The following is a 17236-nucleotide window of genomic DNA, read 5'->3' on the forward strand; positions in this document are numbered from 1 at the left end:
CTCGCGGCGAGGGCGGTCAGGACCGCGACGGCGAGGATCAGCAGGGTGAGTCGTACGGCTCGGCGGCGTTGTGGTGCCACGGGATTCACACCTCCTGGGCCGGGACGGCCGGTGGGGACACGCGGCGCATCACGTAGCCGGCGAGCGCGGCGGCCGCCCAGCCGACCATCGCGATGATGAGCGTCGAGACCACGAGATCGACGACGTTGTTGCCGAGGCGGTCGCTGACCGTGCCGCGGATCGTGAAGCCGCCGTCCTCGTCCGGTGGTCCGCCGCCGCCGAGGATCGTGACGGCGACGGTGGCGTAGAGCAGCTGCAGCAGCCCGGCGCTCAGGGCGGCCAGCCTGGCGACGCGGCGCCCGGCGGCCGGGTCGCGGCGCCACAGGGTGCCGGCGATGCCGATGACGGCCGGTACCGCGATCACGCGCACCCACTGCTGCCAGGGGTTCGGGATGAAGGTGACCTGGTCGACCGCGGTGAAACCGGACAGGCTCAGCGCCGCCAGGGTCGCGAAGACGCCGCCCAGCACGCCGGGTAGCGCGATGCCGGGGCGGCGGAGCAGGGCGCTGGCGCCTAGCAGGTAGCCGGCGCAGATGAGGGCGACGACGGCCAGGGCGATCCAGCCGCCGACGCCGAGCCCGTAGTCGACGGTCAGGACGGCGAAGAGGGCGAGGCTCGCCGCGGCGATGCCGATCGTGGCCCAGAGTGCGGCGGCGGCCCGGCCCCAGGGCGGCATGACCAGGGCGGCACCGGTGCAGCCGAGCGCGAACCGCAGCCGCGACCAGCGGCCGTCCAGCGCGCCGAGCTCGCCGAGCATGGCCCGGCCCCACTCCGCCCGCTGCGCCGAGAGCAGACCGACCGCCCAGCGCAGCAGCCGCAGCGGCGCGTCCTCGGCCGGGCCGTCCAGGAACCGGGCCGGGTTGCGGCGGTACAGCGCGATGGCCACGGCGATCGGGGTCACCAGGAACACGATGAAGTACGGCATCTACGCCTCACTCAGGCGGCGACGGGAACGGGCGGCGCTGCGGTCGCGCTGCTCGGCGGTGAGGACGGCCACGAACTCGCGACCGGCGCCGGTCAGGCGGTAGAGGTGCCGGGGCGGACGGCTGCCGACGCCCGGCTCCCAGGACGTCTCCAGCAGCCCGCGGTCGGCCAGCCGGACCAGGATCGGGTAGAGCGAGCCCGACTTGAGATGCACCTCGGAGGCGAGGTCGTAGCCGTAACGCCACCGGGCCGGGTCGGCGGCCAGTGCCCGCAGGACGTTGACCGTCTGCGGCGACGGGGGACGATTACGCTGCACGATCCTTAACTCTACTCATGTAGCCGTTGTGGTCAACGCCGGAAGACGGCGTACTGCGGCGGCTCGGCGTCGAACACCGCCTCACCCAGGAACGTCGCATGGCCCCACGGGCCGTCCAGCGAGAAGGACGCGCGCTTGAAGGCGCTGCCCGCGAACCTCGTCGTGCCGTGGAACTGGGCGCCGCTGAAGTCCGCGTACTCGGCCGAGCAGCCGCTCAGGTCCAGGTCCACCAGCGTCGCCGCGCACAGGTTCACGATCAGGCCCGGCCAGCGGCGCAGGCGGTCGGTCAGGAGGCGCTGGGTGTCCCGGCGGGCCTCGTCGGTCAGGGACGGCGACCGCAGCAGGGCGCACAGGGCCGTGACGATCGGCTGGCGCAGCTCGGGGCGGTCGGCGTTCAGGTCCGCCGAGGGATCCCGCACCACCTCGCCACCGGCGTCGGGGGCCGTCCAGCCCAGCGGGAAGACCGCGGTGCCGTCGCCGGCCCAGTGCGCGCCGGTCAGGTCGGCCGCCGGGTGATCGAGGTGGAAGCGGTCGCCGAGCGCGGCCCCGGCGAAGGAGACCGCGCCGGCGAAGCGGGCGTTGTAGAACCAGGCGGGGCCGGCGAAGCGCGCGCCCGCGAACGTCACGTCGCCCGCGAACACGGCGCCGTCGCCGCCCTCCTCCCAGTCCTGGTAGTCCTCGACCAGCACGGCGATCGGCCAGTTCGGGTCGGGGCCGTCCAGGGCCTCGTCCCACGGCGGCGGGACCAGGTCGGTCTCCCAGCGCTCGTCGTCCTCCCACCACGTCTCGGTACCGCGGCCGAACCACGCCTCGGCGGCGAACTCGGCGCCGGTGAAGTCGGCCCGGCCGCGGAACCGCGCCCGGCCGAACGCGACCGGGGCGGTGAAGCGGGCCCCGGCGAAGGAGACGTCGCCGACGAACTCGGCGCGCTGGAAGCTGACCGGGCCGTCGAACGTCGTACCGGAGAAATCGGCGTCGACCAGGCGCTGCCCCGAGAAGTCCATCACGGCAGCCTAGGTCAGGTCAGGTCAGGTCAGGTCAGGCCCAGGCGCCGCCGAGCAGCTTCTCCGCCTGGGCGGTCATCTCGGCGATCAGCTCGGCCGCGGGGCGGATCTCGTGCACCAGTCCCACGCCCTGCCCGGACAGCAGCGCCATCTCCTCCAGGTCGCCCGTCGTCGCGTCGCGCATCGGGACCAGGTTGGAGAAGCGGTGCATCGGGATCTTCCGGCCGCCCAGGATCGTCTCGCCGATCACGGGCAGCGGGGAGTCGGGGATGTCGCCGGTGCGGTCGGCCCACTCGCGCACGACGCGGTTGCGCAGCACGCGCATCGGGTTGAACCGCGGGGTGTCCGGGCCGAACAGCGAGGTGCTCACGGTGTCCTCGGCGGCCGCGGCGACCAGGCGCTCCTTGTAGCCGTCGTGCGCCGCCGACTCGGTGGAGGCCACGAGGCGGGTGCCCACCCAGACGCCGTCCGCGCCGAGCATGAGCGCGGCGGCCAGGCCGCGGCCGTCGGCGATGCCGCCCGCGGCCAGGACGAGCGCGTCCGCGCCCACGGCGTCGGCGACCAGGGGCAGCAGGGCGAAGAGCGGCAGCGTCGAGGCGTTGTGGCCGCCGGCCTCCTGACCCTGGGCGACGACCGCGTCGACGCCGCCGTCGACCGCGGCGCGGGCCGCGTCGACCGAGCCGACCTGCTCGAAGACCTGGACGCCGGCCGCGTGCAGGCGGTCGATCCAGGCCTGCTGCGGGTGGCCCCAGTGGAACGAGGCGACCGCCACGCCGGCGGCGCAGATCGCGTCGATCTGCTCGTCGCCGGTGAACGCGGTGATGCAGTTGACGTTGAACGGGCCGGGGGTGCCGGCGCGGATCGCGGCGATCGTCTGGGTGAGCGCGGGGGCGGGCATGAGCCCCACGCCGAGCGCGCCGAGCGCGCCCGCGTTGCTGACGGCGACGGCCAGGTCGGGCGTCATGCCCACGAATGCCATGCCGGCCTGGGCGATCGGCGTGCTCAGGCCGAACGCGTCGGTGAAGCGAGTCCTCATGCACTCACCGTGTCGGAACCCCGTCGCAACCATGTTGCCGATAGCGCAGCCGGACGTTGCATGGGGTGCAGAGACGGCTAGCCGACAGGAGGGGAGCATGCACTGGTCGACGGGGGACCACGCGCCGGGCGAGCAGTTCGCGGCCTGGCGCGAGCTCATCTGCGCCGCCTTCCTCGCCCTGACGCCGGAGTCGGACCTGCGCGGCGGGTTCGCGGGCGACGTGGAGCAGTGGCGGCTGGGCGGGCTCGCGCTCGCCCGGATCGCGTCGCAGCGGCAGACGGTACGGCGGACCGAGGACGACATCGCGCGCTCGCCCGTGCACGGGTACTACGCCAACCTGCAGGTGCGCGGGACCAGCCTCATGGCGCAGGGCGGGCGGAGCACGCTGCTGCGCCCCGGGGAGCTGGGGCTCGTCGACACGGGGCGGCCGTTCCGGTTCGAGTTCGGGTCGGACTTCGAGCAGCTCTCGTTCTTCGTCCCGAGAACCCTGCTGGAAGGCCCCGTGCCGACCGCGGCCGCGGTGCCGACGCGCGCCGGGGTGGGCGCGGCGGTGCGGCTCGCGCTGGAGTCGGTGCCCGCGGTGCGGCGCCCGGAGCGGCTGGCGGTCCACGCGGCCGGGATGCTCGCCATCGCGCTCGATCCCACGGTTCTGGCCCCGGTACGGTCGCCGCGCACCCACGCCGCGGCGCTCGCGGACATCGAGGAGCACCTGAGCGACGACGACCTCTCCCCCGCCACGACGGCCCGGCGGCTGGGCGTCTCGGTGCGGTACATCCACGGGCTCTTCAGCGCGGAACCGGAGTCCTATGCGGCGACCGTGCGCCGGCTGCGGCTGGAGAAGGCGTCCCGGGACCTGCGCGACCCGTCCCGGGGACACCTGCGCGTCATCGACATCGCCACGGAGGCCGGGTTCGTCAACGTCGCGAGCTTCCATCGCGCCTTCCGCAAGGCGTTCGGCCGCACCCCGCACCAGGTGCGTACACATCCGTAGACATCTATACAATGACCGTCAATGCTGTGTTCATGAGCGGACTCGAAGGTGTGCCCATGAATAGGCTCAGCCGCCGCACGTTCGTCCTCGGTGGGGTCGCCGCCGCCGGGGCCGCAGTCGCGCCCCTGCAGAGCGCCAGCGCCGCCGTCCCCTACCCGTTCCAGCTCGGTGTCGCCTCCGGCGAGCCGGACGCGAGCAGCGTCGTGCTGTGGACCCGCCTCGCACCGACCCCGCTCAACGCCGACGGGCAGGGCGGGATGGCCAACGCCGACGTCGCCGTCGACTGGCAGGTCTCGACCACCAGCACGTTCGCCTCGCTCGTCGCGTCGGGCACGGTGACGGCCCGCTACGCCGCCGCCCACTCGGTACACGTGGTCGCCGGGGGCCTGCAGCCGGACGCCGAGTACTACTACCGCTTCCGCGCGCAGGGCCACATCTCCCCGGTCGGGCGCACCCGCACCGCGCCCGCGGCCGGCACGCTCGGCCGGGACTTCGTGATGGCGTTCGCGTCCTGCGCGCACTACGAGTCCGGGTACTACACCGCCTACCAGCGCATGGCCGACGACCGCCCGGACCTGATCCTGCACCTCGGGGACTACATCTACGAGGACGCCGCGACCGCCGGCTCGCTGCGCCAGCACCTCGGGGCCGAGATCGTCTCGCTGGCGGACTACCGGCGCCGGTACGCGCAGTACAAGTCCGACCCCGACCTGCAGGCCGCGCACGCCATCGCCCCGTGGCTGGTCGTGCCGGACGACCACGAGGTCGAGAACAACTACGCGAACATGACGCGGGCCGACAGCAGCCCGGCCCTCACCACGGCGCAGTGGACGGCCCGGCGCACCGCCGCGTACCAGGCGTACTACGAGAACATGCCGCTGCGCCCGGCCAACGCCAACAACGGCAACAGCATCCCGCTCTTCCGGCGCGTCCAGTGGGGCCAGCTGGCCGTCTTCCACATGCTCGACACGCGGCAGTTCCGCAACGACCAGGCCTGCGGCGACGGGTGGAAGGTGTGCGCCGACGCCGATCTGGCCACCCGCAGCCTGCCGGGCACCGCGCAGGAGTCCTGGCTGCTCGACGGCCTCGGGCAGCACCTGGCGAAGTGGGACGTCATCGGCCAGCAGGTGTTCTTCGCCCGGCAGTTCGACGCGTCCGGCGCGAGCAACATGGACGCCTGGGACGGCTACCGGGCCTCGCGGGCGCGCATCCAGCAGGGCTGGGTGGACCGCGGCGTGCGCAACCCGCTGGTGCTCACCGGCGACGTGCACGCCTCGTGGGCCAACAACCTCAAGGCCGACTACGCCAACGCGAGCTCCGCGGTCATCGGCACCGAGCTCGTGTGCACGTCGATCACGTCGGGCGGCAACGGTACCGCGGACACGGCGATCCCCAACGCCGCGACCAACCCGCACCTGAAGTTCTACTCGAACCGGCGCGGCTACGTCCGCACGACGATCACGCCGGCGCAGGTCACCGCCGACTTCCGCGGCGTCGCCTCGGTCACCGAGCACGGCGCGGCCGCCACCACGCTCAAGTCGTTCGCGATCCTCGACGGCCGTCCGGGCCTGCAGAGCATTTAGGAGTACACATGCAGGCTCTTGTAGCGTTGACGCTCGCCTCGCTGACGTGGACGACGGCCAATTCCGTCGCCACCGGAGACCAGGACACCTCCGCCATCGCGACCAACCGCAACGGCCAGGTCGCCGTGGTGTGGGAGGACGACCGGGACACCTCGGCGCCGGAGAACAACAGCCACTCGGACGTGTGGGTGCGCATGTTCGCCAACGGGGTCGCCAAGTACGAGCTCAAGCTCTCCGCGGGCGGCACCGGCAACTGGACCCACCTGTCGCCCGACGTCGGGATCGACGACAAGGGCAACGCGGTCGTGGTGTGGGCCGAGGTCGGCGACGGCAACGGGGTGTACAACATCCAGTACCGCGTGATCTCCCCGACCGGCTCGGTCACCGCGTCCGGGCGGGCCAACGCCGACACCGCGGGCGACCAGATCCTGCCGAAGGTCGCAGTGGACCCGGACGGCGCCCCGACCAGCGGCGCGGTGGCGTTCACCGTGGTCTGGGAGGACGTCCAGGGCAGCACCTACACGGTGAAGGCGGCGGGGTACACCGGACCGACGACGAAGGCGTACGAGGTCTTCGCGTCCCAGCAGACCGGCCAGCACCACCGGCCCGACGTGGGGGTCTCCGCGTCCGGCGACGCGCTGGTCGTGTGGGACGAGGACGCCGACGCGAACGGCTACTACAACATCGGGCTGGTCGGCCTGGCCAAGGCCAACGGGGCCGTCAACCTTTCCCGGCGTACCGCGAACAGCCTCGGCGACGGCCAGCAGCGCCACGCCGCGATCGCGGAGGACTTCACCGGGGACTTCGCGGTCGCGTGGGAGTCCGACCACACCGGCACCGCGGGCGTGTGGACGCGCTCGTTCGGCCCCGGCGCGGTCGCGCGCGGCGCCGAGGTGCTCGTCGCCGACGGCGGGACGAACCCGGTGATCGGCATCGACGGGCAGGCGAACACCGTCGTCGGCTGGTCGGCGACCGAGCAGTACGGGCGGGGCTTCAACCCCGACGGCACGACGGCCGGCCGCCTCCCCGCGCAGGTGCTCACCCAGACCACGACCGGGCGGCAGGAGCAGCTCGGGGTGGCCGTCGACAACTGGGGCGAGTTCAGCGTGGCGTACACGGACGACAACGACGGCAACGGCTACGACCAGGTGATCCTCGGGTCTGGGGGCGTCAACTCGGACTGGTGAGCAGGTCCAGGCCTCCTATGTGGACGGGCGGTTTGACGAAAAGTCGGGCGCTTCGCTAGCCCGACTTTTCGGACATTTCATGAAATTGCGCGACTCGACTTCGGCTCCGGCGCGAGTATTGTTGAAGCGTCAACGAGCTTTTGAGGAGTGCGCGCATGATCCAGATTGAGGTCTGGTCGGACATCGTCTGCCCGTGGTGCTACATCGGCAAGCGGCGGCTGGAGCGCGCGCTCGCGAACCACCCCGGCGAGGTCTCCGTCGAGTGGCGCAGCTTCCAGCTCGACCCGTCGACCCCGACCGGCGACCCGCGCACGGTCGGCGAGTCCCTGGCCGCGCGCAAGGGCCTGTCCCCGAGCCAGGTCAAGGGCATGTTCGCGCACGTGACGGGGATCGCGGCGGAGGAGGGCCTCGCGTACGACTTCGACCGCGCCCGAACCGCCAACACCCTCGACGCGCACCGCCTGCTGCACTTCGCCAAGGCCGGCGGCCGCCAGGGCGAACTGAAGGAGCGTCTGCTGCGGGCGTACTTCACCGAAGGCGCCGACGTCGGCGACCACACGGTCCTGGCGTCCCTCGCGGCCGAGACCGGCCTCGACGAGGTCGCCGCGAAGCAGGCCCTCGCGGACGGCTCCTACGCCGAGGACGTGGAGGCGGACATCGCGCAGGCCCGGGAGTACGGGATCAGCGGGGTTCCGTTCTTCGTCTTCAACCAGCGCCTGGGTGTCTCGGGAGCCCAGCCGCTCGAGGTCTTCGAGCAGGCCCTGGCCCAGTCCTCGCTGACCGTCCTGCGCGCCCCGTCCGACTCCTCTTCGTCCTCGTCCTCGGCTTCGGCCTCGGGCGAGTGCACGGACGACTCCTGCGCGATCTGAGGGGCGCAAAGTCTAGACCGTCCGGCCCCACAGTCAAGCGGTGGCCGCAGCGCCGTGAACGTGAGTGACTACTTTCCGGCAAGCACACTCCGGCCGTCCGGTTCTACGCTGCAATCATGACCGCTGATGTACTGCACAGCTACCGCCAGCAGGTCGCCCGCGGCGTGCGCCGGCTCGCGCCGGACGACACCGACCAGGTCGCCCGGCTGCTGGAAAGTGACGGTCATCCGCAGGCCGACACCAACCTCGCCGAGCGGCTCCAGCGCTGGTGCGAGCACCCCGACGGGGCCGCGTTCGTGTGGGACGAGCGGGGTCGCCTGCTGGGGGTCATCGCCGCGCACGTCATCCCGTCCTTCGAGGTCGACGGCGCCTGGCTGCGCATCGTCGCCCTGGCCGTGGCCGAGTCGGCGCGCGGCCGCGGGATCGGCACCAGCCTGGTCGCGGCGGCGGAGACCTTCGGCCTGATGCGGGGCTGCTCGAGCGTGGAGGCGACGAGCCTGCGCACGCGGGAGGGCGCGCACGCGTTCTACCGGGCGCTGGGGTACCAGGACCGCACCGACGCCGCCGGGCGCTTCCAGCGCCGCCTGCCCTGACCCCTGGGCCGGTCCGGCCGCGCGCCCATCACGGAGTGCTCGCCGCCCCCTCGCCTGGTGCTCGCCCCGTCGGTTCAATATCGTCTTCCATCAATGCACCTTCCAGCGCCGGCGCCGCACCGATTGCCGCCTCGAGGCGACCCGGCCGCACTCCTTCCGGTGACCCGCCGCCCCGGCCGGAGCCCTTCCCGCCGCGGCCACACCGGTGGCCATTCCCCCACCACCGTCATACCCGGAAATACGTGGATATTTCCGGATCTAGCGGGTCACGAGGTCCGTCCGGTCTCGACCAATAAAGTCCGATATGTAAGTTCGTGCAGGCGAAGCGAAAGACGATCGCCCGCTCAGCCCGCCAAACGGGCGCCGAGCGCCGCCGCGACCTTCACGAGACCGTCCTCGGCCCCGGCCGGCAGGTCGCCCCCGCCGAGGTTCACCACCGACAGCACGACGATCAGGTTGCTCACCCGCATGCTGATCACCTGGGGCGCCCCGATCGCCTGCGTGCGCTGCCGGATCGCTTGATCTCCCACCCCGTCGAGCTTCTCGGTGTCCCCGCCCGCGACCGCGGTGAGATAGCGCGACGCCAGCTCGGGACCGCCGACGGTGCCCCGCTTGGTGACGAGGGTGTACCCGACGTTGACCTGCACGCTCCCGTCCGACGCGGTGCAGTTGTCGCCGTCGGTCTCGACCTTGGCCACGGTGACCACGGGCGCGAAGGCCGACGGGTCGAGCACCCCGCAACCGGGCACCGAGCTGAAGCGGCCGGCCTCGGCGAAGAGGCCCAGCGAGTACGCCATCCCGAGCCCGGTCGCGGCCACCGCCGCGAGCACAGCCGCCGACACCAGGACAATTCGCCAGAGCCTGCGCATCGTCGCAGTCTACGGATCCGAAACTGTCGTACCCGCGTGCGAACATGTCCCGCGCAGGCACCCCCTGTGCGCAACCTGAAGTCCCGATTAAGCCCGTGGCCGAGCGGCCCAGGGCCCTGGTATCACGATGGCAGTGGAACCGCATGCACCGTACGCAGAGACAACGATGACCGTCCCGAGACAGCGCCCGGCCAGCTCGCTCGCCGCCCCCGCGGCGCGGCCCGTCGAGCACAACAACGCCGGACGGTTCCTTCTGCGCACCCTCTTCTGGGGCGGTCTCGCGCTCGCGGTGCTGCCCTGGTGGCTCGGCACGAAGACGGGCTCGGTCGACACGAGCGCCGAGGTCTTCCAGGCCGCCGGGCGGGTGACCGGCCTGATCGCGGGCTATCTGCTGCTCATGCAGGTGATCCTCATGAGCCGCCTCGCGTTCCTGGAGCGCTGGATCGGTGCCCGGCACCTGGGGCTGTGGCATCGCGAGCTCGGCGGCTCGGTCCTGGTCATGATCCTGGCGCACGCGGCCCTGATCACGGTCGGCTACTCCTACGCCGACGACGTCGGGTTCACCAGCGAGCTGGGCACGCTCCTGCGTGAGTACTCGGACATGATCACCGCGTTCATCGCGGCCGGCATGCTCGTGTGCGTCGGGCTGCTGAGCATCCGGGGGCTGCGGCGCGCCCTGCCCTACGAGCTGTGGTACTTCCTGCACCTCAGCGCCTATCTGGCGCTGCTGCTCGGCTTCGCGCACCAGTTCTCCAACGGCCAGGAGCTGTTCCGGCCGGGCCTCGGGCGCACGGCGTGGATCGGGTTCTACGTCGTCACCATCGCCGCCGTGGTCCTCGGCCGCGTCGTCGGGCCGCTCTGGCTCAACCTGCGCCACCGGCTGCGCGTCGCCGACGTGGTCACCGAGGGCCCGGACATGGTGTCGGTCTACATCACCGGCGCCCGGCTGCACGACCTCGACGCCCAGGCGGGCCAGTTCTTCCGCTGGCGGTTCCTCGGCCGCGGGCTGTGGTGGCAGGCGCACCCGTTCTCGCTCTCGGCCGCGCCCAACGGTCGCTGGCTGCGGCTCACCGTGAAGACCGTCGGCGACCACACGTCCCGGATGCGGGAGATGTCGCCGGGCACCCGGATCTTCGTCGAGGGCCCGTGGGGCGACTTCACCGCCAGCCGCCGCGTGAAGCAGCGCGCCCTGCTGATCGCGGCCGGCAGCGGCATCGGCCCGATCCGTGCCCTGCTGGAGGAGCTCCCGCCCGGCGCGATCGTCGTCTACCGCGCGAGCGCCGTGCACGACCTGCACCTGCGCCACGAGCTCGAGCACCTGGCGGAGCTGCGCCACGCCCAGCTGTGGTTCGTGGTCGGCGACCGCCGCGATCCCGGCCCCCGGCGCCTCTTCACCCCGACGGGCATGCGAGACCTGGTCCCGGACATTTCCGAGCGCGACGTGTACCTGTGCGGCCCCGACGGCCTGATCCAGCAGTCCCTGCAGGTCCTGCGCCGCCTGCGGGTCCCCCGCCGCCAGGTCCACCTGGACCCCTTCGAGTTCTGAGGAGTTGGACCGCACATGCGACGCGCCTTGATGGCCCTGATGGGCACCGCGGCGGGCACCATCCTGCTCGTCGGCGCCAAGGCGGGATTCAGCAGCCCGGCGAGCGACCAGGCGATGCAGCCCCAGGCGGCCAAGAGCCCGATCCCCGGCGCCTCCTCCGCGGCCGGCGCACCGTCCACGGGCGCGGACCCGCAGGGCAACCCGGCCCCGGGCGCGACCCCGACGCCCGGCACGAAGACCGCGACGACCCAGCCCGCGGGCACGAAGACGACCGCCCCGGCCACGAAGCCGACGACCACGGCCGCCAAGCCCCCGCGCACGACGATGAAGGACGGGACCTTCAACGGCAACCCGATCTACGTCGACTACGGCAACGTCGAGCTGAGCATCGTGGTCTCCGGCGGCAAGATCACCGACGTCAAGGTCCTCGACTCCCCGAGCGAACACTCCCGCTCGGTCCAGATCAACAACTCGGCCCTGCCCAAGCTGCGCGCCGAGGCCCTGGCCGCCCAGAGCGCCGACATCGACACCGTCTCCGGCGCCACGTACACGAGCAGCGGCTACAAGCTCTCCCTCCAGTCCGCCATCGACCGCGCCTTCCAGGCCTGACCCACTCCGATGCCCGCGCGGTCCACGAAAAGTCGGGCGCTCCGCGCCACGACTTTTCGGACTTATACCCCGTCGCCGGATACGCCGCGGATGCCCCTTTTCGCGGGCGGCAGGCCGCAACTTCGGCGACTCCGAAGGCCGGCCGACCGCCGCCGGGCAGCGGACAACGCCGCGGCACGGCGGGAGGAGGATGCGGCGCATGACGGACGGCGGCACGGCCCGCGGCGACACGGCGACACGGCGAGAACGACAGCGACACGGCGCAGACGGACGACGACGCGGCGCATGACGGACGGCGCCACCGCGTCGAGGACGACGACGCGACGACGCGGCGCATGACGGACGGCGCCACCGCGTGGAGGACGGCGATGCCGCGGCGTGGCGGACGGCGATGCGGCGTGTGGCGGATGCTTGAGGGACGGGCAGAATCAAGCCGGGCGGGCAGAATGCGGCGAGGCTGGGTATGACGAACGGTATGACGGGTAGTGCGCGACCATGACGCACAGCCTGGTGCGGGTCGAGCACGTCATGGGCATGGCGATCAGCCTCGACCTGGACGATGATCTGCCGGTACACGAGCTGGAACGCCTCGCCGACGGCGTGTTCGGCTGGCTGCGGCAGGTGGACGAGGTCTTCAGCACGTACCAGGCGGAGAGCGAGATCAGCCGCCTCGCGCGCGGCGAGATCCGCCGGGAGCAGTGCTCGCCGCTCGTGAGCGAGGTGCTCGACCGGTGTGCGGAGCTCTGGGACGAGACCGACGGCTACTTCGACGTGAGTGCGGGCGGGGTGCTCGACCCGTCCGGGTACGTCAAGGGCTGGGCCGTCCAGCGCGCCTGCGACCGGCTGCTCGATGAGGGCTCGGCCAACCACTGCCTCAACGCCGGCGGGGACATCTTCGTGCGCGGGGCGCCCCGCGGGCGGGAGCGGTGGCGGGTGGGAGTGCGCCACCCGTGGGAGCCGCTGGCCGTCGCCTGGGTGCTGGAGGTGACCGACACCGCGGTGGCGACCTCAGGCACGTACGAGCGGGGGCTCCACGTCCTCAACCCGTTCACCGGCGCCCCGGCGAGCGAGCTGCGCTCGGTCACCGTGGTGGGGCCGGAGCTGGGCACCGCCGACGCGTACGCGACCGCCGCCCTGGCCATGGGCCTGCCCGGCATCGACTGGCTGGCGGCCCTCCCCGGTCACGAGAGCGCCGTGGTCACCGAGGACGGCCGGGCCCTGCGCTCCGACGGCCTCCAGGTGGTCCCGCCGAGGCTCGCCGCCCCCTGACGAGCCGCGCCCAAGATCGCGGCCGAAAGAAGCCCGGGGCGCCGCACTACGATCAGCGACAGGACCCGCGCGGCGGAGTCAGGCGACGGCCAGGTCCAGGTATTCGATCAGGTGCTCGTGCGTCGGGGCGCTGTCGTCCGGCTTGAACCGGAGATATCGCACCCGCTTGCCGGTCCCCTCCAGCAGCCCGTGCGGATCGGGCAGATCCGCGCCGTGCTCGAAGCCGACGGCAACGGAGTCGGCCCGGGGAAAGACCGCCGCGATGTACCCCCGCGACGGATGGTGGAAGCCCAGCCCGTTCCAGCCGCGATACACGCGCTCGGTCAGCTCAGGGCGGGCGCTCAGGATGACCTCGCGCAGGTGCCGGGTCAGCGCGCCGATGCTGGCGCAGTGCTCGTCGAGCAGTTCTTCGAGTCCCTCCGGACCATCCCCCGTCATACCCCAAACTTCACCACAGGGGTACGACATTTTTCGGCCCGATTTCCTGCCTGCCGGGACGACCGGCCTACCAGTCGAACTCCACGCCGCGGACCTCACCGTCCGGCAGCAGGGCACGGTTCGTGTAGACCCAGCGCTGGACCACCACGTACCGGTGCCCCCGCGGCAGGTGCGCCTCGAACGGGCCGCAGTCGTGGTTGGGCGCGAAGTCGGTGAACAGCAGGCCGTTGCACTCGTGCGTGCCGTCGGCGGTCCGGCCCGAGCCGACGTCGAGGATCGACATGCTGATGTCGGCCTGGACGCCGGGGATGCTCTGCATGTGCCCGATGATCCGGACGCGGTCGGCGGCCAGGGCGTGGCAGGGCTTGCCGAGGGCCGGGTGGCCGATGTCCCACGTGTACTGCTCGCCGCACACGTACGGCCCGAAGGCATCGGAGCCCTCGACCTGCGCGCCCGGCTGGAGGGACGCCGCGGCGCTCTTGTCGCCGGCCCGTGACGAGCCCGCGCCGCGGCTGGGAGCGGCCGCCGCGGCCCCGGCGCTGCGCGTCGCGGCGGACGGGGGCGCCGCGGGGGCCGGAGTCGCGCGCACGCCGTCGGCGGTGTCGGTGGAGTGGTCGCGATGGAGGTACTGCCAGGCGGGTACGGCGATCAGCGCGAGCACGAGCAGTACCAACGCCAGAAATGCGGCCCGGGAACGGGTCGGCGCCGGGCGCTGCGCGGGCAGGGGTGGCTGGATCGTGGTGAGGCGCTCCTCCACCGACTGCGGCGGGAGCGGGGGCACGTCGGCGGTGCGGCGGGCCACGGAACGCAGGGTGGTGGCGAGCTCACGGGCGGTCGGGCGCCGGCTGGGGCGCTTGTCCATGCACTCCTGCACGACCTGCCACACGGCGTCGGGCATGCCGGGCACGCGCCTCGGGGACTCGTCGACGTGGCGGCGCAGGATGGCCCACGCGGGGCCGCCGGCGTAGGCCGGGCGGCCCGTCGTGAGCTCGAAGAGCACGACGCCGAGCGCGTAGATGTCGGCGGCCGGGGCCGGACGCCCGCCGTAGACCGCCTCCGGCGCGACGTAGTTGGCGGTGCCGACGAGCGCGCCCGGCGTCGTCATGCTCGGGGTGTCGAGGACCCGGGCGATGCCGAAGTCGGTGAGCCGGCAGTGCAGCTCGCCGTCGACGCGGTCGAGCAGGATGTTGTCCGGCTTGAGGTCGCGGTGCACGACGCCGCGGCGGTGCGCGGCCGAGAGCGCCTCGGCGACCTGGGCCAGCAGCGTCGCGGCCTCGGCCGGGGCCACGGTGCCCCGCTCGTGCAGGTAGTCGCGCAGGCTGCCGCCCTCGACGAGGTCCATGACCAGGCCGAGCGAGGTGCCCACGGTGACCAGGTCGCGGACCCGGACGATGTGCGGGTGACGCAGCATGAGCAGGATCGCGCGCTCCTGCACGAACCGGTTGACGGCCTTCGGCTCGGACATGAGGTCCTCGCGCAGCAGCTTGACGGCGACCTGCTCCTCGCCGGCCAGGGCGCGGGCCCGCCACACGGTGCCGGTCCCGCCGCCGCCGATGGGCTCGACCAGCTCGTACGCGTCGCCGATCCGATAACCGGTCAGGTCACCGCTGTGGTGATCGTCCGTGTCGTAGCGCGCTTCGGGCGGAGTACGCATCGGGGTATTCGTACAGAATGCCGGATGAAGGTCACAAGCCGTACCAGCAAGTACGCCCCCCAAGGGGGACCCGACGGCGGTTGCACACCATCACAGCTGCCGATACATGATATGAAAGTCGACCAGGCCGTGCTTCGTGCTCTGGAAACCGTCGGGGATCGTGCCGACGATGATGAACCCGAGTGAGCGCCACAGCCGCACGGCGACCGTGTTCGTCGAGACGACCGCGTTGAACTGCATCGCGGCGTAGCCGAGCGCGCGGGCCCGGTCGAGGCAGTGCTCGCCGAGGGTGCGCCCGAGGCCGCGGCCGCGGGCCCGGGAGGAGACCATGAAGCTCGCGTTGGACACGTGCGCGCCGAGGCGGCCCTTGTTCGGCCCCACCTTGTAGGTCCCGAGCACCTCGCCGTCCTCGACCGCGACCCACTGCTCCCACGGCGGCGCGAGCAGCCAGTGCCCGCGCGCGTCGGTCTCGGTCGAGGCCGGGTCGTTGTCGTAGCTCTCACCGGCCGCGACCACCTCGTGCCACACGTCCCACACACCCGGCCAGTCGGTTTCCGCAAAGCGCCTGATCTCCACGCTGTTCATTCAACACGTGAGATGGCAGGCTCTGCACTCGTGGTGGATGCTGCCTTCGACGTGTTGCACGACGCCCTCGGCCGCCAACCGTCCCCGCCGCGCGAGGTGGTCATCGCGACCGCCGTGGCCGCTCTGCTGGCGGTGCTGCTGCGGCCGGTGTGGAAGGTCATGCGCAACTTCGTGACCATCGCGCACGAGGGCGGCCACGCGCTCGCCGCGGTGCTCAGCGGCCGCCGCCTGTCGGGCATCCGCCTGCATTCGGACACCTCGGGCCTGACCCTGTCCCGCGGCCGCCCCAACGGCCCCGGCATGGTCATCACCGGCCTGGCCGGCTACATCACGCCGTCGCTGCTGGGCCTGGCCGCCGCCGCGATCCTCGGCGCCGGCCGGATCACGATCCTGCTCTGGCTGCTGCTGGTCCTGCTCGTGCTCATGCTGATCATGATCCGCAACTTCTACGGCGTGATCTCGGTGGTCGCCGCCGGCGCGATCATCTTCGGGGTGTCGTGGTTCGCCGACGCGAAGATCCAGGGCGCCTTCGCCTACGCGTTCGCCTGGTTCATGCTGCTCGGCGGCGTGCGGGCGGTCTTCGAGCTGCAGCAGTCGCGCTTCCGCCGGCAGGCGCCGAACTCCGACGCCGACCAGATCGCGCGGCTCACCCGGGTGCCCGCGATCGTCTACGTGAGCTTCTTCGTGATCGTCGTGCTCGCCTGCCTGGCCTTCGGCGTGCGGCTCATGCTGGGCCCCGTCGAGAACCTCATGGGCTGACGGTTCTCGATCTCACATAGCGTCACTGATCACTGTCCCACCGTCCAAACGGGGTGGGCATCCTTGCGCGGATCCATTAGAATGTATGTACGAAAGACGCTCTTGACCTGGGAGGAGAGCGCCAGTGACCGCGCCCGTAACCTCGACCGGATCCGTCCCCTACGCCACCCTGCTCAGCTTCACCCGCTACGTCGGGCGGACCGGCCCGCGCAAGGCGACCTTCGTCGGCGGCCTGCGCCGGCAGCGTGAGTCGGGGCACGGCTTCAACCCCCACGGCCAGCTCGTGAAGGCCCTGAAGGCGGACATCCAGTTCCGGACCGGCGGCACCTACCTCAACGCCGTCGTCGACCAGGTCAACGCCCGGTGGAAGCCGCTCTACGAGTCGGTGGTCCCCGGCGCCCTGCGCTACCTGGAGTCCATCCCGACGCCGGTCGAGGTGACGCCGACGCGGGACGCGCTCTGCATGATCGGGACGCTCCCGGTGAAGATCAACCCGCACTTCGGCCTGCGGTATCCCGACGGGCGGGGCGAGGCGGTGCGGCTGCACTTCGACGAGGACCCGCCGCAGGACGAGGCGGCCGTGGCGACGCTGCACCTGATGGGGCGGCACATGGACCTGGTGCTGCCGAACGCGGCGCCGGTGCTGGTGGACCTGCGGCGCGGGGATGTGCTGCGGCCCGGCACGGCGGTGAAGGTCGACGAGGTGGAGCGGTGGCTGGCCGGGGAGGCGGCGGCGTTCTCGGCGATGTGGGGTGCGGTGGCGTGACGTTCTAGGGACTCCGGGGGGCCGGGGGCAGTGTGTCTCCTGGCCACGCGGCAGAGAAGTATGCGCGGTCCGTCGGGCCGTTGCGGTTGGCCGTAGTCATTGCAAGAGCTCAAGGGCGTCCCTGCTCGGGTCCGCGTCACCTGCTGACCGTCGCTCCCGCCAGGAATCCCGGCGTCCG

The 17236-nt window shown here is 72.1% G+C and carries 18 protein-coding genes; 10 read left to right on the plus strand and 8 right to left on the minus strand.

The features are described from left to right. Positions 1-85: 85 nt before the first annotated feature. From ABT369_RS39675 to ABT369_RS39690, 4 genes are read right to left on the minus strand one after another with little or no spacing between them, the layout of a single operon-like run. Positions 86-985, minus strand: coding sequence for a hypothetical protein (locus ABT369_RS39675; protein ID WP_350620388.1), 900 nt, complete (start codon positions 983-985; stop codon positions 86-88). Further along, entirely contained in the window at positions 986-1300 is a 315-nt protein-coding gene (locus ABT369_RS39680) for a PadR family transcriptional regulator (RefSeq protein WP_350620390.1), read from the minus strand. A gap of 32 nt (positions 1301-1332) precedes the next feature. After that, the gene (locus tag ABT369_RS39685) at positions 1333-2304 is read right to left on the minus strand and encodes a pentapeptide repeat-containing protein (RefSeq protein ID WP_350620392.1); all 972 of its coding nucleotides are present in this window, start codon (positions 2302-2304) and stop codon (positions 1333-1335) included. Positions 2305-2338: 34 nt separating this feature from the next. Beyond that, positions 2339-3340: an NAD(P)H-dependent flavin oxidoreductase gene (locus ABT369_RS39690; protein ID WP_350620394.1), complete on the minus strand. Its 1002-nt coding sequence runs from the start codon at positions 3338-3340 to the stop codon at positions 2339-2341. Between the two features lie 97 nt (positions 3341-3437). Between ABT369_RS39690 and ABT369_RS39695 the strand changes: the two genes are divergently transcribed. The 5 genes from ABT369_RS39695 (at position 3438) to ABT369_RS39715 (ending at position 8563) form a co-directional block, all read left to right on the plus strand. Beyond that, positions 3438-4331: an AraC-like ligand-binding domain-containing protein gene (locus ABT369_RS39695; protein ID WP_350620396.1), complete on the plus strand. Its 894-nt coding sequence runs from the start codon at positions 3438-3440 to the stop codon at positions 4329-4331. 56 nt (positions 4332-4387) lie between these two features. Next, entirely contained in the window at positions 4388-5914 is a 1527-nt protein-coding gene (locus tag ABT369_RS39700; protein ID WP_350620398.1) for an alkaline phosphatase D family protein, read from the plus strand. Positions 5915-5922: 8 nt separating this feature from the next. Beyond that, positions 5923-7101: a hypothetical protein gene (locus ABT369_RS39705; RefSeq protein WP_350620399.1), complete on the plus strand. Its 1179-nt coding sequence runs from the start codon at positions 5923-5925 to the stop codon at positions 7099-7101. 155 nt (positions 7102-7256) lie between these two features. Further along, on the plus strand, positions 7257-7970 hold the full coding sequence (locus ABT369_RS39710; RefSeq protein ID WP_350620401.1) for a DsbA family oxidoreductase: 714 nt from the start codon (positions 7257-7259) through the stop codon (positions 7968-7970). A gap of 116 nt (positions 7971-8086) precedes the next feature. Further along, positions 8087-8563, plus strand: coding sequence for a GNAT family N-acetyltransferase (locus ABT369_RS39715; RefSeq protein ID WP_350620403.1), 477 nt, complete (start codon positions 8087-8089; stop codon positions 8561-8563). Between the two features lie 344 nt (positions 8564-8907). Here ABT369_RS39715 and ABT369_RS39720 read toward each other — a convergent pair whose 3' ends face one another. Then, positions 8908-9432, minus strand: a complete 525-nt coding sequence (locus tag ABT369_RS39720) for a hypothetical protein (protein WP_350620405.1) — start codon at positions 9430-9432, stop codon at positions 8908-8910. Between the two features lie 166 nt (positions 9433-9598). Between ABT369_RS39720 and ABT369_RS39725 the strand changes: the two genes are divergently transcribed. The 3 genes from ABT369_RS39725 to ABT369_RS39735 all read left to right on the plus strand — a co-directional run bounded on the left by ABT369_RS39725 (position 9599) and on the right by ABT369_RS39735 (position 12856). Continuing rightward, positions 9599-10978: a ferredoxin reductase family protein gene (locus tag ABT369_RS39725; RefSeq protein WP_350620407.1), complete on the plus strand. Its 1380-nt coding sequence runs from the start codon at positions 9599-9601 to the stop codon at positions 10976-10978. 15 nt (positions 10979-10993) lie between these two features. Beyond that, positions 10994-11587, plus strand: coding sequence for an FMN-binding protein (locus ABT369_RS39730; protein WP_350620409.1), 594 nt, complete (start codon positions 10994-10996; stop codon positions 11585-11587). A 495-nt stretch (positions 11588-12082) separates the two neighbouring features. After that, positions 12083-12856, plus strand: coding sequence for an FAD:protein FMN transferase (locus tag ABT369_RS39735; RefSeq protein ID WP_350620411.1), 774 nt, complete (start codon positions 12083-12085; stop codon positions 12854-12856). 78 nt (positions 12857-12934) lie between these two features. Here ABT369_RS39735 and ABT369_RS39740 read toward each other — a convergent pair whose 3' ends face one another. The 3 genes from ABT369_RS39740 to ABT369_RS39750 form a co-directional block, all read right to left on the minus strand. Next, positions 12935-13294: a DUF1801 domain-containing protein gene (locus tag ABT369_RS39740; protein ID WP_350620413.1), complete on the minus strand. Its 360-nt coding sequence runs from the start codon at positions 13292-13294 to the stop codon at positions 12935-12937. A gap of 67 nt (positions 13295-13361) precedes the next feature. After that, the gene (locus ABT369_RS39745) at positions 13362-14948 is read right to left on the minus strand and encodes a serine/threonine-protein kinase (protein WP_350620415.1); all 1587 of its coding nucleotides are present in this window, start codon (positions 14946-14948) and stop codon (positions 13362-13364) included. 90 nt (positions 14949-15038) lie between these two features. Continuing rightward, entirely contained in the window at positions 15039-15533 is a 495-nt protein-coding gene (locus tag ABT369_RS39750; protein ID WP_350620417.1) for a GNAT family N-acetyltransferase, read from the minus strand. Between the two features lie 12 nt (positions 15534-15545). On the opposite strand from ABT369_RS39750, the gene ABT369_RS39755 reads away from it, so the two are divergent. Together ABT369_RS39755 and ABT369_RS39760 are read left to right on the plus strand one after the other, a co-directional pair. Then, positions 15546-16292, plus strand: coding sequence for a M50 family metallopeptidase (locus ABT369_RS39755; RefSeq protein ID WP_502891875.1), 747 nt, complete (start codon positions 15546-15548; stop codon positions 16290-16292). A 124-nt stretch (positions 16293-16416) separates the two neighbouring features. Then, positions 16417-17058 carry a hypothetical protein gene (locus ABT369_RS39760; RefSeq protein ID WP_350620421.1) on the plus strand — a complete coding sequence of 214 codons (642 nt, stop codon included), beginning with the start codon at positions 16417-16419 and terminating at the stop codon, positions 17056-17058. Positions 17059-17236 lie beyond the last annotated feature (178 nt).

The sequence above is a fragment of the Dactylosporangium sp. NPDC000244 genome (assembly GCF_040300725.1).
Taxonomy (GTDB): Bacteria; Actinomycetota; Actinomycetes; order Mycobacteriales; family Micromonosporaceae; genus Dactylosporangium.